Origin of the sequence: Candidatus Kryptonium thompsonii (genome assembly GCF_001535985.1) — a bacterium.
Lineage (GTDB): Bacteria > Bacteroidota > Ignavibacteria > Kryptoniales > Kryptoniaceae > Kryptonium > Kryptonium thompsonii.
In genome coordinates this window covers 1-19,179 of the sequence record NZ_CZVS01000015.1, presented here as the reverse complement: position 1 = coordinate 19,179, position 19,179 = coordinate 1, and the positions used below count along the sequence as shown (strand labels likewise).

The window sequence follows — 19,179 nt, the reverse complement described above, 5'->3', positions numbered from 1 at the left end:
TTTTGTTTTTATTTTGAGACAGGTTAAATTTTTCAGAGGTTAAACAAAATTTCTCACGCAATGAGCGTAATTTTGAGCTTTCCCCCAGGGACGAGGGTAGCGGATATAAAAAAAGAAATAGAGCGCAGAATAAGGGCTGGAAAATTTGATACCTTTGTTTATATCGTTCCGACGCGAAGAAAGATAAGGGAATTGCGAAGGGAGTTGCTTGAGTTTTCTAATAATGGGGTTATGCCAGAGATTAATCTTTTCACGCTTGAACTTTTTGCGCGAAGATTATATTACAGCGCTAATCTTGAAAAACCAAAGCGCCTGATATCAGAAACAATTCAATCTCTTTTATTTCAAATTGCAATTGAAGATATAATTGATGAGCTTACATATTTCAAACCACCTGGGCAGGTGGGGCAAAAGGAACTTCCAAGAGGAACTTTAAATAGGATCATCGATACCATAATTGGACTAAAAGAAGATGGAATTTATCCAGCAAAGTTGTATGAAGAAATTGAGAAAGTTGAAAAGATCGAGGACAGGATAAAACTTCAGGATCTTGTGAGGATTTATGAACGGTATGAGGGATTTCTAATGAGCAATGGTTTTATCGATGTTCCTGGGATTTTCAAAGAGTTGAACGATATATTAAATTGGGAGAATGTTAACTCAATTTTCAGAAGCGCATTTTACAATGTTGATTTAGTTTTCATTGAAGGTTTTTCGATGTTTCGTCTGCCTGAGACAAATTTGATAAAGATCTTAACAAAGGTTCATGATTTATCAACCGTCATCTTTTTTGACTACTTTGAAAAAAATAACAACCTTTTCGGACACCTTGATGAATGTTATAATAGGCTCGTGGACGCTGGATTTAAAAGGTATGAGGTGAGACCTAAAACGGAGAACGATAAATTTGCGAGGCATTTAAATAAGTATCTTTTCAATTACATCGGTTCAAATTTTAAAGGCAAGTATGATGCGAAGGGATATGTGACGCTTATTGAGGCAAGTGATAGAATCGACGAGGTCAGAACGATAGCACGGGTGATTAAAAAAATTGTCAGCGAAAGACCAGATATAGATTTAAGCAAAATCTGTGTAGCTACTTACAGACCTGATAAATATACAAATCTTTTCAGGGAAATTTTTGCTATCTATGGAATTCCTGCAAACATCACGGATAGATTTTATCTTGAGCGTTCTCCCCTTGTTTCTTCGATAGTTTCACTACTTGAGATCCCAATCAATGATTATCGGATAAACGATATAATAAAAGTTTTGATGAGTCCTTACTTTGATTTTTCATCCGTTGTTGGAAGGGAATTAAAAGCGGAAAACATTTATATAGTTTCAAAGGAGCTCAAGATTAAAAATGGCAGGGAAGTTTGGTATGAGAGAGTTAAAAGGAGAATTGAGATATTAAAATCAAAGCTTGAAATGACCAATGATCAAGATGAGTATGAGCAAATTCAAAAGGAAAAGGAGATTTTTGAAAGTGCATTATTCGATTTCGAAGATCTTATGGTTAAGGTTGTTGATAAGTTTAACAAACCAATGACGCCGTCGGAGTTCAGAGATAATCTTTATGGAATTCTTGCCGATCTTAAAGTTAATGAGCAAATTTTAAAGGTTCCGAGAAAAATTGCAACTCACGATGAGATTGAGCGTGATGCAAGAGCTTATCAGAAGTTTATTGAAACACTGGATGAACTTCTTGAAGTTTTTGAATTTAATATGAGACGAAGGGAGAAGTATGGTCTGAAGTATTATGTCGACTTAATAAAAAGGGCGCTCCCGAGGGCTCGTTATAACATAAGGCAAAAATTTGGTTACGGAGTTTATGTCACAACGCTTGAGGAAACAAGAGGATTAAATTTCGATGTGATGATAATTGCTGGGCTTGTGGACACCGAATTCCCTTCAGTATATGAGCCAGAAGTTTTTTTAAGCGAGGGTTTAAGAAAGACAAGAAAGATGCACAAACTTGACGAACGATATCTTTTCTACCAAGGCGCTGTGAATTTCAAATCACATCTTTATATGACATATCCAAGAACTGATAACGATAATGAGCTTGTCAGATCAAGATTTATTGACTCACTTGAACAGGTGATAGACTTTGAAACTGTTGACTCGTCCGCTTTTAAAGATTGGATTTATTCAGCGGATGAACTTTATGAGCGCTACGGTAGATTTTTAAAGTTTAACTCTGAAAATTTAAACTCATTTGATTTCATTGAGCGAAAATTTTCAAAGCTTGTTGAAAATTATGGGGATAGCCTCAAGCGTGTTTTTGATATTTCCAGAATAAACATAAGCAGAAGTGAAACTCATGAGGGGGACTATCTTGAATATGAGGGCATTGTGAAACCAGTTTATGAAGAAGAGAGAAGAAAGCTTGGGGAGCATGAAAGGAAGATTTTTTCAATTTCACAGATTGAGACATACGGTAAGTGCCCATATAGGTATTTCGTTGAAAGAGTTCTCGGGTTAAAAGGCGTTGAGGAGATAGAGGAACTTCTCACTCCGATTGAGCGTGGAATCCTTTACCATGAGGTTCTTTACGAGTTTTACACGAGGTGGCGTGAGACAGGAAAACTTGTTCGTGATGATGTTGATGGTGCACTCTCCTTGATCAAAGAAATAGCCAAAAAGAAAGTTCGTGAGTTTGAGATAAGCCATCCACTTTGGGAAATTGAGGTTAGGGAGCTTGAGAGAAGCGTTGTTGCTTTTGTCAAGAATGAACAAAATATGAGTTTAAATTTCAAGCCAACTTATTTTGAAGTTGCATTTGGTCCAAAGGTTGGTGCAAGAAGAAATAGCGATAGAGAACTTTCAATCAATGACCCAATTGAACTTGGGAGGGTAAAAATTCAAGGAAAGATTGATAGAATTGATGTCGCTAATAATGAGTTCATAGTTTACGATTACAAGACGGGCAGTGGTTATGTGAATCAGGAGCAAATTGAGAAAGGGATTCATCTTCAAATTCCGCTTTATATAAAAATTGCTGAGGAAATTTTTAAACTGAAGGAGAGAGAGTTAGAAGGAATTGGGGGATATAATTATATTGTTCGGCGTGATGTTAAAAGTAAGGCTGTGTTAATTCAGGAAAAAATTAGGAGAAGTAGAGAAAGTAATTATTTCAATAAGGAAATATTCAAGCAAAAGATTGATGAAGCGGTTGGTAAAGCGAATCAGTTTGTGGATGGAATCATTGAAGGTAAGTTCAATTTAACGGAACATGATGAATCTCTGCAGAGCATATGTGGCAACTGCCCGTATATTGAAATTTGTAGAATTAATGAGGTTAAATTCGGGGTTCAAATAAAAAGCTGGGGTTAAGAGATGAAGGGGCGTGTTTTGTTTGACATTGAAACATCTGGTTTCCCGATTGATGTTTTTGACGATGTTCAATATGAATATTTGATGAAATTTGCGGAGGAAGAAGAGAGTGAAGAAAAGCGTGAAAAAGAACGAGCGAAGGTGATAGAGAGGTTAAATCTTTATCCGTTGACTGCACAAGTTGTGGCAATTGGAATGTTAAATGTTGATTCGTCACAAGGTGTGGTGCTTTATCAAGCGAACGAGAAAGAGGAATGGGAATATGAAATTGATAAGGTGATAAATGTTTTTGCTTCGGATGAATCGAGGAAAGACAAAGTGAAGATAAAATTCATTTCTGGAAGTGAGGCTGAGATAATTCAAAAGTTTTGGGGATATATTTCGAAGTTTAAGACATTTATAACATTTAACGGTCGTGGGTTTGATTGTCCGTTTTTGATGTTGAGGTCTGCAATACTTGGCATAAAGCCGAGCCGTGATCTAATGGAATATAACAGGACAAAGCGTGAACCGCATATTGATTTGCTTGAGGAGTTTACATTTTTCGGATTGACGAGAAAATTTTCGCTTGATTTTTACTGCAAAGTTTTCAATATAGAAAGTCCGAAATCGCATGGAATAACTGGTCATGATATAAATCAACTTTTCAACGAAGGTAGATTTAAAGAAATAGCGCAATACTGCATGTATGATATAATTGCTGAAGCGGAGTTATTTTTCAGGTGGGAGCAATTTTTAAATCCAAAAAACATTGGAAACACCAAAGGATTATGAGATTAACCGAATCACAGGAAAGAGCTGTAAAATCATCAAAACATTTGTCTGTCACCGCAAGCGCAGGTTCTGGCAAGACGACAGTTTTAATTGAAAAATACATCAAGACGCTTGAAGAGCTTATCAATTCTGTTCCAGCTCCAACTGATGATTTCAGCGATATCGTTGAAAGCATCGTGGTTATAACCTTTACTGAAAAGGCTGGAAGCGAACTGAGAAAGAGAGCGACGGAAGCTATAGAGAAAAGGATAAAAGAGGCAATGGATGCAAATGATATCGACGAGTTGAGAAAGTTTGAGAAGTTAAGAGATGCTATGCCATCCGCTGTGATTGGGACTATTCATTCATTTTGTGCGAGAATTCTCAGGGAGTTTGCCGTATCAGCGGGGGTCGATCCTAATTTCACTGTGCTTGAAGGAGCGGAGCGGGATCGAGTGATTGATATAATCACTGAGGATAGGATTAAAAAGTTTTTAGCTCAAAGAGATGAAAAGTCAGCTCAGCTTTTGGATATAGTTGATCGTATGGGGATAAACAACTTTTATAAGTTCATAAAAAAGATCGTTTCTTCAAGAGAGCTTGTTGAGAAGGTCAAGCGAGATATTTATTTGGTCAAAAGCGATGACGAGATAATTGATATGTGGAAAGATAAAATTTTTGGATATGTTTTTAAGGTTTTTGAGGGAAGCAGGATGGTGAATATCTTTAGGAGTTTGGTTGGGCATATTTTTTACGAAGCTACTGATTCAAGCATTAAATTTCGTGGGTTCGCTTCCCAGTTTGAAAATGCGATGGAAAGTGGTGATATCGCAACCGCATACCAAGTTTTTAATGCTGCTTCCGAAATAATTTTTACAGATGAATTGAAATTGCGAAGTAAGGTTGAAAAATTGCTAAGTGGCAGACGACCAGAGGTGCAAGCAGAGGCTTTGCGGGTGCTTGAAATTTTAAAAAGGGTTTATAACGACGTAAGAGATTTATATATTGACAGGTTTGATGAGTTTAAAAATTTTCACCGTCAATATGTTGGTGATACAAGGTTGATAATTTCACTTTATGACGAGATAGTCCGTGAATACGAAGGCTTTAAAATTCAAAATGGATATCTTGACTTTGAAGATTTGCAGTTGAAGGTCAGGGAATTGCTTGAAAGGAATGAAGATGTTAGAAGTGAGCTTTCAAAGAGGTTTAAATACATAATGATCGATGAATATCAAGACACGAATTATTTGCAGTATGAGATCGTGAAGAGTTTGATAAAGGATTTTCTAGAAAAGATAAAACTTTTTGTGGTTGGAGATGATAAACAAAGTATATATGGATTTAGGGGTTCGGATGTTGAGGTTTTTGACAGGACGAGGAGGGAAATTCGAAGCAGAGAGGATGGGGAGGAGATATATTTGGGGGAAAGTTTTCGGCTTTTGAAGGGGATTGCGGGATTTGTTAATCATGTGTTTAGCAAAATTATGGGTGAGAGGATAAGCGTTCATGAAGTTGAGTACAAGCCAATTATTGTTGGAAGGGAAGTTGACGATGATGGCGTTGTTGAAATTCTTGTCGTAAAGAAAGATGACAGTAAAGATGGTAGTTCCGATGAACTTGAAGAGGCGAGGTTTGTTGGAAGGAGGATTTTAAGTTTGCTTCAGGATGAGGATGTATATGTTTATAAGAATGGTGAAAGAAGCAGGGTTGAAGCTGGGGACATCGCTGTTTTGATAAGAAATAGAGATGTTTTGAAACCGCTTGAGAACGCTTTTATTGAGTTGGGAATTCCTTACATAGTTTCAAGTGGGATTGGGTTTTATCAGACGCAGGAGATTTACGATTTCATGAATTATTTAAAGTTTCTTGTCAACACAAATGATGAAGTTGCACTTGTTGGGATTTTACGCTCGCCGTTTTTCGGCGTAAGCGATGCGGAAATCTTCAAAGTTTCAGTTTATGGTCAAGGTTTAAACTTCTGGGAAAAGGTGCGTGATTATGTAAATCGGACAAGTGAGCCAGTGCCATCGGATAGGTTAAGATATGCTGTTGAAATTTTAACAGATGATTTGAAAGTTGCAAACAGGATATCGATCCCATCTTTAATTCAGAGGATAATTAAAAACACTATGTATAACGGTTCGGTCTTGCCGATGCGGAGGGGAGATCAAATAATTGCAAACATTCAGAAGTTAATCGATATCGCCAGAGATTTCGAGTCGAGGGGATTAAATAATCTTTATGACTTCGTTGAGCAACTTAAATTCCTTTCGGAAGAACATCTACGAGAGGGTCAAGCAAGTGTTCAAGTTGGGATCAATGCTGTGCAGATAATGACGATTCATGCTGCGAAGGGACTTGAGTTTCCCGTTGTCGTTTTGCCATTCCTTGGCAAAAAGTTTAAGGTTCGTTCGAGGGAAAGATATAACATTGATGTTGACTATGGGATTGGTCTTGGGATCAGGTATAGAAATGAAAATGAAGTTGAAGGGGATGCGCAGGGATTGCCGATTAATTCCGTTCATCGGCTCATAAGAAATCATAAGACAATAGCGGAGGAGAAAAGAGTTCTGTATGTTGCGATGACAAGGGCAAGGGATATGTTGATAATTTCTGGAGCTTACGGCGCTAAGAGTGAGGATACATATCTTGATTGGGTTTTGAGCGCTCTTGATGTGAGGGATAAAATCGATTATATTCCCGAGGTTAAGATTCCCACAAGGATAACATTTAAAGATAAAGGAGAATTGGATTATACTGTAAAGGTTAAGGTTTACAGGCATACTCATGATTTCACTGAGCCTGTTGTTAGTTCTTTTAAAAGTTCGGTTGATGTTGATATTGACGAGGATAAGATTTTCGTTGAACCGCTTGAATCTAAACCTTACGGTGAATTTTTCGCAGCCACGCAGTTGCAAACATTTTCGCTCTGTCCAATGAAGTTTTATTTGAAGTTTCGGCTTGGGCTTCCTGAGCCGAGGAAAGAATTTGTTCTCGATGAGGGTTTTGAAGACATCGCTTCGGTGCCTTATGAAGACGATTTTAAGGATGAGATTGTTGGGACGGTTAAAGGTAGAATTGTTCATCAGATCCTTGAAAGATGGAGAGGTGAGTTTGATGAAGAGAAACTCGGTGATCTTGCTTGGTTTGTAATTCGTGAGAATGGGATTTCAAATGAGAAAAAGGCGAAAGCTCTTTGGGATTATGTTATTAGTGAGGTTAAAAGAGTTTTGAACTCGGAGTTTGGTAAAAGAGTTTTTTCAGCTGAGGAATATCATACGGAGTATGGGATAACCATGAAATTTGAAGATGCGTATCTAATTGGGAGAATTGATAGATTATATAAGGTGAATGGTGAGTGGGAGATAGTTGATTTCAAAACCGATGATATTAGCCTTGACGAGATCGATGTGAGGAGAAAAGAATATGAGGTTCAGCTTAGCATATATTCCTACCTTTTGAGCAAGCTTTGTCCTAAGCAAAAAGTTTTTCGTTCTTATATTTTGTTTACGAAGTTTCCTGATTCACCTATTGAAATCACACATACGAACGAGACATTAGTGGAAGTTGAGGGTAGAATTAAGAAGTTTGTCGCAGACATAAAAAGGATGGATTTAGATTCGGGTGTTTCAATTTCTTCTGATTTCAAAGAGCATTGCAATTATTGTGGATATTTTAGAGGCGGAAGATGTATTGGGAGTGAGGTATGATATATATTTTGTTAATTTTTGTTAAGAGGGAAGTTAATAAAGTCGTTGGGAAATTGGGTGTTGTGAAGTTTAGCTCCGGCTATTATGCTTATGTTGGGTCTGCCAAGTTAAATTTTGAACATAGGATAAAAAGGCATTTGTTAAAGAAAAAGAAGTTGTTTTGGCATATTGATTATCTTTTGAACAGCAAGGGGGTGGAGATTAAAAAGGTATTTTATTCTGATGGTGCTTTTGAGCATGAAACCGCAAGAAAGATGTCGATTTTCGGCTTTAAAGCGGTGAAGGGGTTCGGTAGTTCAGATTGCAATTGTCTTGGGCATTTGTTTTATGTGGATGACGAGAAAAAGTTTGAAAGTTTGATTAAGGGGATTGGATTTAATCGATACATTTGATTTTTTATTGGTGCCTTTATAACTTAAATAAAAAACAGGCGTTAAATTAACTTCATGGGAAGCTCTCAAAGAGGAAAGATTTATTTTGAGAAGGGGGATATAGTGATAATTCATGATGATTTCTTAACTACATCGATTATACCCCCAAATTCGATAGATTTAATCGTGACTTCGCCCCCTTACAATGTTGATATAAATTATAACTCTTTCAAGGATGATATCCCTTATGAAAAATATCTTGAATTTTCTGAGAAGTGGCTTGAGAAAGCTTATTTGGTTAGCAAACCTGATGGTAGAATGTGTTTGAACATACCGCTTGATAAAAATAAAGGAGGTCAGCAAAGTGTTTATGCTGATATTGTAACAATTGCAAAGCGTGTGGGATGGAAGTATCACTCTACAATCATCTGGAACGAACAGAATATTTCAAAAAGAACCGCGTGGGGTTCATGGCTTTCTGCTTCAGCACCTTTTGTTATTGCCCCAGTTGAGGTTATCGTTGTTCTTTACAAAGAAAGATGGAAAAAGATTAGTGGTAGTGGGAAATCAGACATTAGTAAAGAGGAGTTTATAGAGTGGACTAATGGAGTGTGGAATTTTATGGGCGAGAGTAAAAAAAGGATTGGCCATCCGGCGCCATTTCCTGTGGAATTACCCAAACGATGTATAAAGTTATTCAGTTTCGTTGGTGATACTGTGCTTGATCCTTTTCTTGGAAGTGGTTCAACTTTAATTGCTTGTGTTTTAACTAATAGAAAAGGGATTGGGGTTGAAATTGATAAAAATTATTGTGAGCTCGCTAAGAATAGACTTATAAAAGAGGCACAAATAAACCAGCTCAAATTGGAAATAGACAAAGGGAGTAAAATAAATGGCTAAAGCGAAAAAAACGATTAGTGACTTAATAATGGAGTATTTTCGGAAACATCCTAAAAAGGAATTACAGCATGGACCTGTTGTTGATTGGGTAGAGGAACAGTATTTGAAATTATATGGTAGGAAGCCAAGGGATATTTGGCGAGGAATTCGCAGACTATATCAGGAGGGTTTTTTAATAAAAGTGAGAAAGGGGGTTTACAAGTATGATCCTGACTTAATTCAGAAAAAGGAGTTGCACGATTTTCCCCCGGATGTGAAAGAAGCAATTTTCAAAAAAGATGGATATAAATGTATTGTTTGTGGGCGTGGCAAGGAAGATGGGGTAGAGATACACGCAGATCATAAAATTCCACTTGATAAAGGTGGCACTAACACGATAGAGAATGGCCAAACTTTGTGTTCAGAGCATAATCTCCTTAAAAAGAATTATTCCCAAACAGAGTTCGGGAAAAGATTTCTAATTAGGTTATACCAGGAAGCATTAGAAAAAAATGATAAAAGGATGATCAAATTCTGCGAAGAGATTTTTGATGTTTACGATAAATATGGTATAAATAGCCATATAAAAAGACCAGATCGCAAATTTAGGGAGTCAAAATAAACCCATAAAAAGAGGGAGTTATGATAGACAGAGAGATAGTAAAAGAATTTCTTGAGGATGCAGTCCAAGAGTATGAGGTGCCTGGAGATATATCGATGGACGATCTTGTTGATGTATTTAGAGAATATCTTGAAATCGATGTATATGACTGGTTAAAAGATAATTTCAAATGTTTTTTCAATTATGGAAATCCCGATTGGGATTGGATACGAGAGCAAATCAAAAAGTTTAAGTTGAAATAGTTGCACCTATATTTTTCTCTCTTGCAGAATTGGGGTGGCTTGGGTTAAATTAAAGCAATAAAACAAATTGATGTGATTATGAAGCACATTTACTTTATTTTTTTATTTACCGTTTCAATAGTTGCGCAGCCAAAATTTGAATTTCGGGGATTGTGGGTTGCGGCGAGTCGTCTTGACTTTCCTCTTTCTAATCTGGCTTCTCAACAGAAACAGGAGCTTGATGGGATCGTTGAATTTGCAAGATATGGGAAATTTAACGCTATAATTTTCCAAGTGCTCGCACGCGGTCAAGCGTATTATGAATCAAGTTTAGTTCCATGGGCTTCATTCCTTACCTCACCTTTGATGGTAGATCAAGATGGAACATTATATCCAAATCTCGGCACGCCGCCTGGAACAAAGGAAAATCCACCGCAGTTTTACGACCCGTTGAAATATCTAATTCAAAAAGCGAAACAATATGGGATTGAGGTTCATGCATGGATGAATGTTTATAATCTTTTAACATTGCCTGACACGAGCTATCGTTTAGCTATTTCACAGCCAAGGCATATTGCAATTGATGAAAATAACCGTTGGAATACTAAACTTTTCGCAAAAAATTCACAGGGTGAGTGGCTGATCTCAGGAAATGGTTATAAACTTATTTGGCTTGATCCTGCAAATCCTTTTGTGAGAAATTATCTTGTGAGCGTCGTCGTTGAACTTGTAAAAAAATTATGATATTGACGCAATTCATTTCGACTACATTCGTTTTCCCGGAGCTTACACTTATGGTGATTCGTTCAATTATTACTTTTCCAATAGAAGCGATACTGTAAATGGGAATCCATATGGCTTGTCAAGGGATGATTTCGCACGCCTTTCGATTGAAAGATTTGTAAGAGCAGTCTATGACACAGTTAAAAAATTAAAACCGTGGGTTAAGGTTGGCACGACGACGCCAGGAATATACAAAGGTTGGTTGCTCCCGATAAATCAAGCGTTTTTCGATGTTTATCGCGATGGTAGAAGCGACCCAAGAAAGTGGGCACAACTTGGGATCATTGATTATCATGCACCGCAAGTTTATTGGGACATCGGCTCAGATTATGATTTCAGGGTTATAGCGCAGGATTGGAACGCAAATATGTGGGGCAAGCATGTTTACATTGGAATTTATGGAGATAATCCTTACAGCGAGGTTTCGGATGAAATAAATTTTACGAGAAGTATAGCGACAAAGGGCAACATTATTTTCAGGTATACAAATGTGAAAAATTACATCGATTCGTTGAAGTTAAATCAGTATAAAACCTTTTCCATTGTGCCACCGATGCCTTGGAAGGATAGCATCCCACCTAATCCACCTATTGGATTGTCGATAAGGAAGATATCTTCGGATGTTTGGCAACTTGTTTGGTCTAATCCGGAGCCGGCAAGTGATGGTGAAAAACCTGCATATTATGTTGTTTACAGAAGCGAGGGAGATGGAATGGTCAATATAAGTGATCCGGCAAATATAATAGCAATTGTTCCATCTGCATTATCCGTTAACATTTACACTGATAAAATACCTGATACGTCGAAAATTTATACTTATGTTGTGACATCGCTTGATCGATTGAAAAATGAAAGTCAACCATCAGGCTCAGTCATTACGCGTGTCGGTGTTGAATTTATAGTGATGGAATATACCCTTTCCCCAGGATATCCGAATCCGTTTAATTCAGTAGTTAATTTTAGATATAGCGTTCCAGAGGCATCTTTTGTCGATGTGAGAATTTTTGATCTTATGGGAAGAGAAGTGAAGAAAATTACTTTAGGGTTTCATCGAAGCGGTGTATATCAAATTTATTGGGATGGGAAAGATGAGAAAGGTAATGAGGTTGCAAGCGGTATTTATCTATGTAGGATGAACGCTTTTAAAAATGGGAAAATAGTTTTTTCAAAATCGCAAAAGGTTTCACTTTTAAAGTAAACAAAATCTTTCCAAATGCCGAGAAATTTAGAAGTAAAAGCAAGGATAAATAATCTTTCCGCTGCGGAGAAAGTCGCTCTTGAGATTGGAGCAATCTTTGAAGGTGAATTTTTTCAGGTTGATACTTATTTTAATGTCAAAAATGGAAGATTGAAATTGAGAGAATTTGATTCGGGGTTTGCGGAGCTTATCTTTTATCACAGGGTTGAGGATGGGTTTGAGAGGTGGAGCGATTATGAAGTTGTTAAGTTAAGCGATTCGGCGAATTTAAAGAATTTGCTTGTGAAGGCTTGGGGTATTAAGGTAATCGTTGAGAAGAGAAGGAAGGTTTATATTTTCAAGAACGCAAGAATTCATATTGATAATGTTTCTGGGCTTGGAAATTTTATTGAGTTTGAGGTAATTTATAGTGGCGATGAAAAACAATCTGAAGATTTGATGAAGTTTTTGATAAACAAATTTGCTTTAAAGCAGGAAGACTTTATAAAGGTTTCGTATTCTGATCTTTTACTTCAAAAACAAAACGAGAAATGAAATGAGACGCTTTAGGCTTTTGCTCCTTTTATTTTTGTTAATTTTTGCGCTGAATTTGTATGCGCAGCAATTGGTCAAACCGAAAAATATAATTTTGATGATTGGAGATGGTATGGGTCTTGCGCAGATAAGCGCTGGTAAAACTTTCAAAGGTCAGTTAAATCTTGAAAAGATGAAAGTTGTGGGTCTTTTAACTACGCATTCATGCGATGAATATATCACTGATTCGGCAGCTGGGGCAACTGCGATGAGCACTGGATATAAGACGAAGAATGTTAGCATTGGGATTGATTGTAATGGTGAGAAAAGGGAAACTGTTCTTGAATATGCTAGTAAAATTGGAAAATCAACGGGGATTGTTGTCGTTTGTGCGATAACTCATGCAACCCCGGCAGCGTTTGTAGCTCATGTTCCGAATAGAAATATGCAAATTGAGATCGCAGAGCAGATTGCAAAGGAGGCGAACGCAGATATTTATCTTGGCTCTGGTTGGGGATGGTTTTTACCTAAGTCGGAGGGTGGAAGGAGAGAAGATGGGCAAAATTTAATTGAAGTTATGAAGAAACGTGGATATACCTACATTTCAAAACCGGAGGAATTTTACAATCTCAACATAGATAAAGTTAACAAGTTAATTGGTTTGTTCGCTGAGAATCATCCACCTTATGCACCGGATAGAAAGCCGACGCTTGCGGAGATGGTGAAGAAGGCGATAGAATTTTTATCAAAGGATAAAGACGGATTTTTCTTGATGGTTGAGGGTTCACAGATTGATTGGGCAGGTCATGACAATAACAGTGAACAAATTTTGAAAGAGATGGCTGACTTCGATGATGCAATTGGTGTTGCTCTTGATTTTGCTCAAAAGGATGGAAATACGCTTGTAATTGTTACTGCGGATCATGAAACCGGTGGTTATGCGCTTGTTGGCGGTTCTGTTAATGATAAAAAAGTTGAAGGGAAATTTGTTACGAAAAATCATACTGGGATAATGGTTCCAGTTTTTGCCTTTGGGCCTGGGGCTGGTGCTTTTGCGGGATTTGGAGATAATACGCTGATAGGAAAGATAATTTTTGAATATCTCAAAAAGTAATTAAATTGGGTTGCGAAGTTAAAAATTTAGTTAAAAGAGGTGAAGGTAAGTCATGAGTCGTGCAGGCAAAAAATCTTTACAAAAGAAAGAGAGCAAGAAAAAAACTCCTGCTCGAAAAGGTCGTAAGCTTAAAGAGTTAGATGAGAGATCGATTGAGATTTTGCCCGTGATTGAATATGCAATTTATGAAGTTGATAAAATTTTTGAGAATCAAGGTGATAAATTGACGGACAGTTATCTTGTTTCTTCTCTGAAAGACTTGGTTCATGTGATTAAGTCTAAATCGTTTGAGACGCTTCTTCAAGAGGTGAGGGATGAGTTAACTGAGGATGCTGATGTGATACATTGGAATATTGTTTCGAAGATTGGGGAGCACATTGAAGAGAATGATTTGAATTATTCGAGCAAGGATATTATAAATGCAATTGAAGGATTGATTGAGACAATCAAACTTCAGATGTCAAAGGAAAACCCAAGAGCATATCTTTCGTTTCTCTCTGAGATAATGCGGGGCATGAATATGAAAACCAGTAGAGACATCGAATTCCCAGCTGATGAAGATGATTATTTTGATGATGAGGAGAATTATTGAAACTTCATATAAAAAGTTCTTATGGGATTTAAATGTGGTATAGTTGGCTTGCCCAATGTTGGTAAGTCAACGCTTTTTAATGCACTCACATTTTCAAGCGTCCCTGCGGAAAATTATCCCTTCTGTACAATCGATCCAAACTTTGGCGTTGTTCCTGTTCCTGATGAAAGATTAAAATTGCTTGGAAAGGTTTTCAATCCCAAGCGTGGGGTGACGCCAGCTGTTATTGAATTTGTTGATATTGCTGGGCTTGTCAAAGGAGCGAGCAAGGGTGAAGGTCTTGGAAATCAATTTCTTGCCCATATTCGTGAGGTCGATGCGATAATCCACATTGTGAGATGTTTTGAGGATGAGAATGTAGCGCATGTCAACGGCGATGTTAATCCCAGACGTGATATTGAGATTGTTGAGATGGAGTTAATTTTGAAGGACATTGAAACGATTCAGAGAAGAATTGAAAAAATTAGAAATATCGCAAGAAGTGGAGATAAAAAAGCTCAGCATCAGCTTTCAATTTATGAGGATTTACTTTCTCATTTAAACAATGGGAAGTTTGCAAGTTCATTTAAATTTCATCCAGAGGATAAAGCGTTAATTGATGAACTTCACTTGCTTACGAACAAACGTTTCATTTATGTCGCAAATGTTGACGAAGCGGGTTTGAAGGGAAATAAATATGTTGATGAGGTTGTAAAGATAGCTCAAAGTGAGGGAGTCCCTGTTCTTGTCATATGTGCAAAGCTTGAGGCAGAACTTGCTCAATTAACCGAGGAGGAAAGAAGGGAATTTTTAAAAGAGCTTGGACTTGATGAACCTGGTTTAAATAAAGTGGTGAAAGCTGGTTATGAGGTGCTTGATCTTATAACTTTTTTCACTGGAAATGAAAATGAGGTTAGAGCTTGGGCTGTCAAAAGGGGAACAACTGCTTATGAGGCAGCTGGTAAGATTCACTCAGATTTTCAAAAAGGATTTATAAAGGCTGAAATCATGCGGTGGGATGAACTGGTAAAATATGGTTCGGAACATGCGCTTAGAGAACATGGGCTTGTGAAGTTTGAAGGAAAAGAATATATAGTTCAAGATGGGGATGTTATCTTATTCAGGTTTCAGACTTGAAAGGGGTGGGGCGTTTGAAACATTTTTCCATTGCTAATTCGTCAAAATTTTTTGAAAATCTTCAAAAACAAATTGAGGCGTTGAGATGAAACTTGCAAGATTGCTTTTTATAACTTTAATGATCTTTTATTCCGTTTATTCCGTTGCTGTTTCGCAGAAAAAACCCGCACAGGTTTCGAAACCGACCACATTAAAGTATGACACGAGTTTATATCGAGCGATGCAATGGCGAGAGATTGGACCGTTTAGAGGTGGAAGATCAATTGCAGTTGCGGGGCACCCTGAACAACCTTTGACTTACTATTTTGGAGCAACTGGTGGTGGAGTGTGGAAAACAACGGATGGTGGCGTGACATGGGTTAATATCTCTGATGGATTTTTCAAATCAAGTTCAGTTGGTGCAATTGCGGTTGCTGAATCAGACCCAAATGTGATTTATGTTGGAATGGGTGAGGCATGTTTGAGAAATAATATCTCGATTGGTGATGGGGTTTATAAATCTGAAGACGCTGGGAAAACATGGAAACATCTTGGGCTTGCTGAAACAAAGGTTATTTCAAAAATTCGTGTCCATCCAAAAGATGCCAATATTGTTTTTGTAGCTGCACTTGGAAATCCTTTCGCTCCGTCCCCGGAACGTGGTGTTTACAAATCAACTGATGGAGGTAAGACGTGGAAAAAGGTTCTTTACAAAGATGAGAAAACTGGAGCTGTTGACCTTGTGATTGATCCGACAAATCCACGCGTGATTTATGCTTCGATGTGGGAAGTTTATAGAAACTTCTGGACGCTTTCAAGCGGAGGTCCTGGAAGTGGACTTTGGAAATCAACCGATGGCGGTGAAACGTGGGTTGAGATTTCAAATAATCCTGGTTTCCCCAAAGGTATAAAGGGAAGAATCGGAATTGCGGTATCCCCAGCAAAACCCGACCTTGTGTGGGCTCTTGTCGAAGCAGAAAATGGTGGACTATTTAAATCAGAAGATGGTGGCGCAACTTGGAGAAAAATAAATGACGACAAACGACTTTGGCAAAGACCATTTTACTATATGCATGTTTTCGCTGATCCCAAAAATCCTGATGTTGTCTATGTTTTAAACGTTCAATTCTTAAAATCAATTGATGGTGGCAGAACTTTTAATGTTGTCCGAACACCCCACAGTGATCATCACGACCTTTGGATAAATCCAAATAATCCTGATATAATGATCCACGCGAGTGATGGTGGTGCATCGGTTACATTTAACGGTGGCTTAACATGGACTGAGCAAGATTATCCAACCGCACAATTTTATCATGTCCTTGTTGATAACCAGTTTCCATATTACATCTACGGGGCTCAACAAGATAACACGACAGTTGCAATTGCAAGCAGAACAACGGGTTTTGGAATTGATAGAACTGACTGGTTCCCAGTTGGTGGTGGTGAAAGTGGTTACATCGCTGTCAAACCAGATAATCCCGATATAGTCTATGCTGGAAGCTATGGAGGATTGCTTACAAGATTTGATAAAAAGACAAAAGAGACTAAGAACATAAGCGTTTGGCCCGAGTCACCAATTGGGAGTGGCGCTAAAGATATTAAATATCGTTTTCAATGGACATATCCAATTGTTATTTCTCCTCATGATCCAAATGTTTTGTATGTAACTGGCAATCATGTTTTTAGAAGCACAGATGAAGGTATGAGTTGGGAAGTTATAAGCCCGGATTTGACAAGGAACGATACTTCAAAAATTGGTCCATCAGGTGGTCCTATAACAAAAGACAATACGACGGCTGAATATTATTGCACAATTTATGCCTTTGCGGAGTCACCTGTTAAAAAGGGAGTTTTATGGGCTGGTTCTGATGATGGACTTATTCATGTTTCAACTGACAATGGGAAAACATGGGTTAATGTTACACCGAAGGAGTTGCCTGAGTGGAGTTTGATAAGCATAATAGAGCCGTCTCCTTTTGACGCTGGAACAGCTTATGTGGCAGCGACGAGATATAAACTTGGAGATTTCAAGCCATACATTTTCAAGACGACGGATTATGGAAAGACATGGAAGAAAATTGTAAATGGTATCCCCGATGGGCACTTCACTCGTGTTGTTAGAGCTGATCCAAATCGAAAAGGGTTACTTTATGCTGGGACCGAATATGGAATTTATGTTTCATTTGATGATGGAGAAAATTGGCAAACATTGCAACTTAATTTACCAGTGACCCCAATTTATGATATTGCAGTCCAGGCGAGGGAAAAAGATCTCGTTGTTGCAACGCACGGACGCTCATTTTGGGTTCTCGATGATTTAACTCCACTTTACCAACTTGGTGATGAGGTTGCAAATTCAGATGTTTATCTCTTTAAGCCGAGAGATGCTTATAGGATGCGTGGAGGTGGCGGTTTCAGAGTTCCTGGTGCTTCGATTGGGCAAAATCCACCCAATGGAGTGATTGTTTACTATTACTTTAAAGAAAAACCGAAGGATGAGGTGAAGCTTGAATTTTACGATGAAAATGGAAAGCTGATAAAATCATTTTCAAGTAAACCTGCTGAAGAAAGACCAACGCCAGCTGCGGAAGAATTCGGGATGTTTCCTGGTGGACCTGAAGCGCAAAGAGTTCCAGCCGAAGCTGGTATGAATAGATTTGTTTGGGATATGCGCTATCCAGATGCAGAAAACCTTAAAGATATTCGTTTCTGGAATTGGGGTGGAACAATTAGAGGTCCTGTGGCTGTTCCTGGAAGATATCAAGTAAAGCTCATCGTTGGAAAGAAAGGATTAACTCAATGGTTTGAAATTAAAAAAGATCCAAGGATTAATGTGACGAATGAAGAATTCAAAGAGCAATTCGATCTTTTGATAAAAATCAGGGATAGGTTAAGCGATGCGAATAGGGCTGTTAACACGATTAGAGATGTAATTAAACAGATGGATGCATTTGTTGAAAGGGAGAAAGGGACTGGAAATGAAGAGAAAGTTGTTAAGCTCGTTAAACCTTTAAAAGAGAAATTGACGGCGATTGAGGGAGAAATAACTCAAAATAAGGCAAAAAGTTCACAAGACCTTTTAAATCATCCTGTTAAGTTGAACGGTAAGCTTGCTTCGCTTGCAAGCGCTGTTGCGAGTGCTGACTCGAAACCGCCCAAGCAGATGTATGAAGTTTTTGAGGATTTGTCAAAGCGACTCGATGTTCAATTAAATAAACTTAGAGAAGTGCTTGAAAAGGATATTCCAGAGTTTAATCGCGCTGTGAAGGAGCTTGAGATACCTGCTGATATTATTTCTAAATAAACGAAGTTTTATCGGAGTTGAAAGTTAAACTGTTATGTTGTTTAGTGTTTTTCTTGGTGAGTTCATTTGCTTGTCTTGGGCAACAACAAGACACGGTTAAGATATATTATTTGCAAGAAGAGGTAGAAGTCGTGGCATATCGTGCGGGTGGAGAAGTTTTGAACTTACCAATGGCTGTGACAATGGTTGATTTTAATGATATCGGTTTGAAGCGGAAGTTATCGCTGTCTGATGTTTTAAATGTCCCTGGGGTTCTTGTTCAAAGCAGAGCCGGAGCCCAAGATGTTAGGATAACAATTCGGGGCTTCGGCTCTCGTGGTTATGGAGATAAGTCGAATGCAGGAACAATACGCGGAATTAAAATTCTTGTCGATGGCTTTCCTGAGACAGAACCTGACGGGAGAACCTCGCTTGATTTCGTGGACCTTCTTGCGGTTGAAAGAGTAGAAGTTATACGCTCGAATTCTTCAACCCTTTTTGGGAACGCATCTGGTGGAATTATTAACTTTGAAACTGTTAAACCAAGAGGTTCATTTGTTGAATTAAGTTCAACTGCTGGAAGTTTTGGGCTTTTTCAATCCAATTTAAAAATTGGAAGAAATTTTGAAAACGGAGATGCTCTTATCTATGGTACCTTATCTAATTTCGATGGTTGGAGAGAAAACAGCGCAGTACAAAA

General features: G+C 37.9%; 15 protein-coding genes. All 15 read left to right on the top strand.

Annotated features, from left to right (window positions below; genetic code table 11):
- Window positions 1-60 precede the first annotated feature (60 nt).
- Entirely contained in the window at window positions 61-3,339 is a 3,279-nt protein-coding gene (locus AWW78_RS02900) for a PD-(D/E)XK nuclease family protein (RefSeq protein ID WP_047134137.1), read from the top strand.
- Window positions 3,340-3,342: 3 nt separating this feature from the next.
- The gene (locus AWW78_RS02895; RefSeq protein WP_047134136.1) at window positions 3,343-4,113 is read left to right on the top strand and encodes a ribonuclease H-like domain-containing protein; all 771 of its coding nucleotides are present in this window, start codon (window positions 3,343-3,345) and stop codon (window positions 4,111-4,113) included.
- Complete coding sequence (locus AWW78_RS02890) at window positions 4,110-7,805, top strand: UvrD-helicase domain-containing protein (RefSeq protein ID WP_047134135.1); 3,696 nt, start codon at window positions 4,110-4,112, stop codon at window positions 7,803-7,805. Before AWW78_RS02895 ends, AWW78_RS02890 begins: the two co-directional genes overlap by 4 nt.
- Complete coding sequence (locus AWW78_RS02885) at window positions 7,802-8,197, top strand: GIY-YIG nuclease family protein (RefSeq protein ID WP_047134134.1); 396 nt, start codon at window positions 7,802-7,804, stop codon at window positions 8,195-8,197. Before AWW78_RS02890 ends, AWW78_RS02885 begins: the two co-directional genes overlap by 4 nt.
- Window positions 8,198-8,251: 54 nt before the next feature.
- Window positions 8,252-9,076, top strand: coding sequence for a DNA-methyltransferase (locus AWW78_RS02880; protein ID WP_047134133.1), 825 nt, complete (start codon window positions 8,252-8,254; stop codon window positions 9,074-9,076).
- Entirely contained in the window at window positions 9,069-9,677 is a 609-nt protein-coding gene (locus tag AWW78_RS02875; protein ID WP_047134132.1) for an HNH endonuclease, read from the top strand. Before AWW78_RS02880 ends, AWW78_RS02875 begins: the two co-directional genes overlap by 8 nt.
- Window positions 9,678-9,697: 20 nt before the next feature.
- Window positions 9,698-9,919, top strand: a complete 222-nt coding sequence (locus tag AWW78_RS02870) for a hypothetical protein (RefSeq protein WP_047134131.1) — start codon at window positions 9,698-9,700, stop codon at window positions 9,917-9,919.
- 78 nt (window positions 9,920-9,997) lie between these two features.
- On the top strand, window positions 9,998-10,642 hold the full coding sequence (locus AWW78_RS10840) for a family 10 glycosylhydrolase (RefSeq protein ID WP_047134130.1): 645 nt from the start codon (window positions 9,998-10,000) through the stop codon (window positions 10,640-10,642).
- 1 nt (window position 10,643) lies between these two features.
- Complete coding sequence (locus tag AWW78_RS10835; protein WP_320410024.1) at window positions 10,644-11,879, top strand: FlgD immunoglobulin-like domain containing protein; 1,236 nt, start codon at window positions 10,644-10,646, stop codon at window positions 11,877-11,879.
- Between the two features lie 15 nt (window positions 11,880-11,894).
- Entirely contained in the window at window positions 11,895-12,413 is a 519-nt protein-coding gene (locus AWW78_RS02855; protein ID WP_047134128.1) for a class IV adenylate cyclase, read from the top strand.
- Window position 12,414: 1 nt separating this feature from the next.
- Window positions 12,415-13,506 carry an alkaline phosphatase gene (locus AWW78_RS02850; RefSeq protein ID WP_047134127.1) on the top strand — a complete coding sequence of 364 codons (1,092 nt, stop codon included), beginning with the start codon at window positions 12,415-12,417 and terminating at the stop codon, window positions 13,504-13,506.
- A 52-nt stretch (window positions 13,507-13,558) separates the two neighbouring features.
- The gene (locus AWW78_RS02845) at window positions 13,559-14,098 is read left to right on the top strand and encodes a hypothetical protein (protein WP_047134126.1); all 540 of its coding nucleotides are present in this window, start codon (window positions 13,559-13,561) and stop codon (window positions 14,096-14,098) included.
- 21 nt (window positions 14,099-14,119) lie between these two features.
- Window positions 14,120-15,214 carry a redox-regulated ATPase YchF gene (gene ychF, locus AWW78_RS02840; protein ID WP_047134125.1) on the top strand — a complete coding sequence of 365 codons (1,095 nt, stop codon included), beginning with the start codon at window positions 14,120-14,122 and terminating at the stop codon, window positions 15,212-15,214.
- Window positions 15,215-15,299: 85 nt separating this feature from the next.
- Window positions 15,300-18,500: a VPS10 domain-containing protein gene (locus tag AWW78_RS02835; RefSeq protein ID WP_047134124.1), complete on the top strand. Its 3,201-nt coding sequence runs from the start codon at window positions 15,300-15,302 to the stop codon at window positions 18,498-18,500.
- A gap of 56 nt (window positions 18,501-18,556) precedes the next feature.
- Window positions 18,557-19,179, top strand: a 623-nt coding sequence (locus AWW78_RS10365; RefSeq protein ID WP_218059844.1) for a TonB-dependent receptor plug domain-containing protein, incomplete at its 3' end; no start/stop codon positions are given.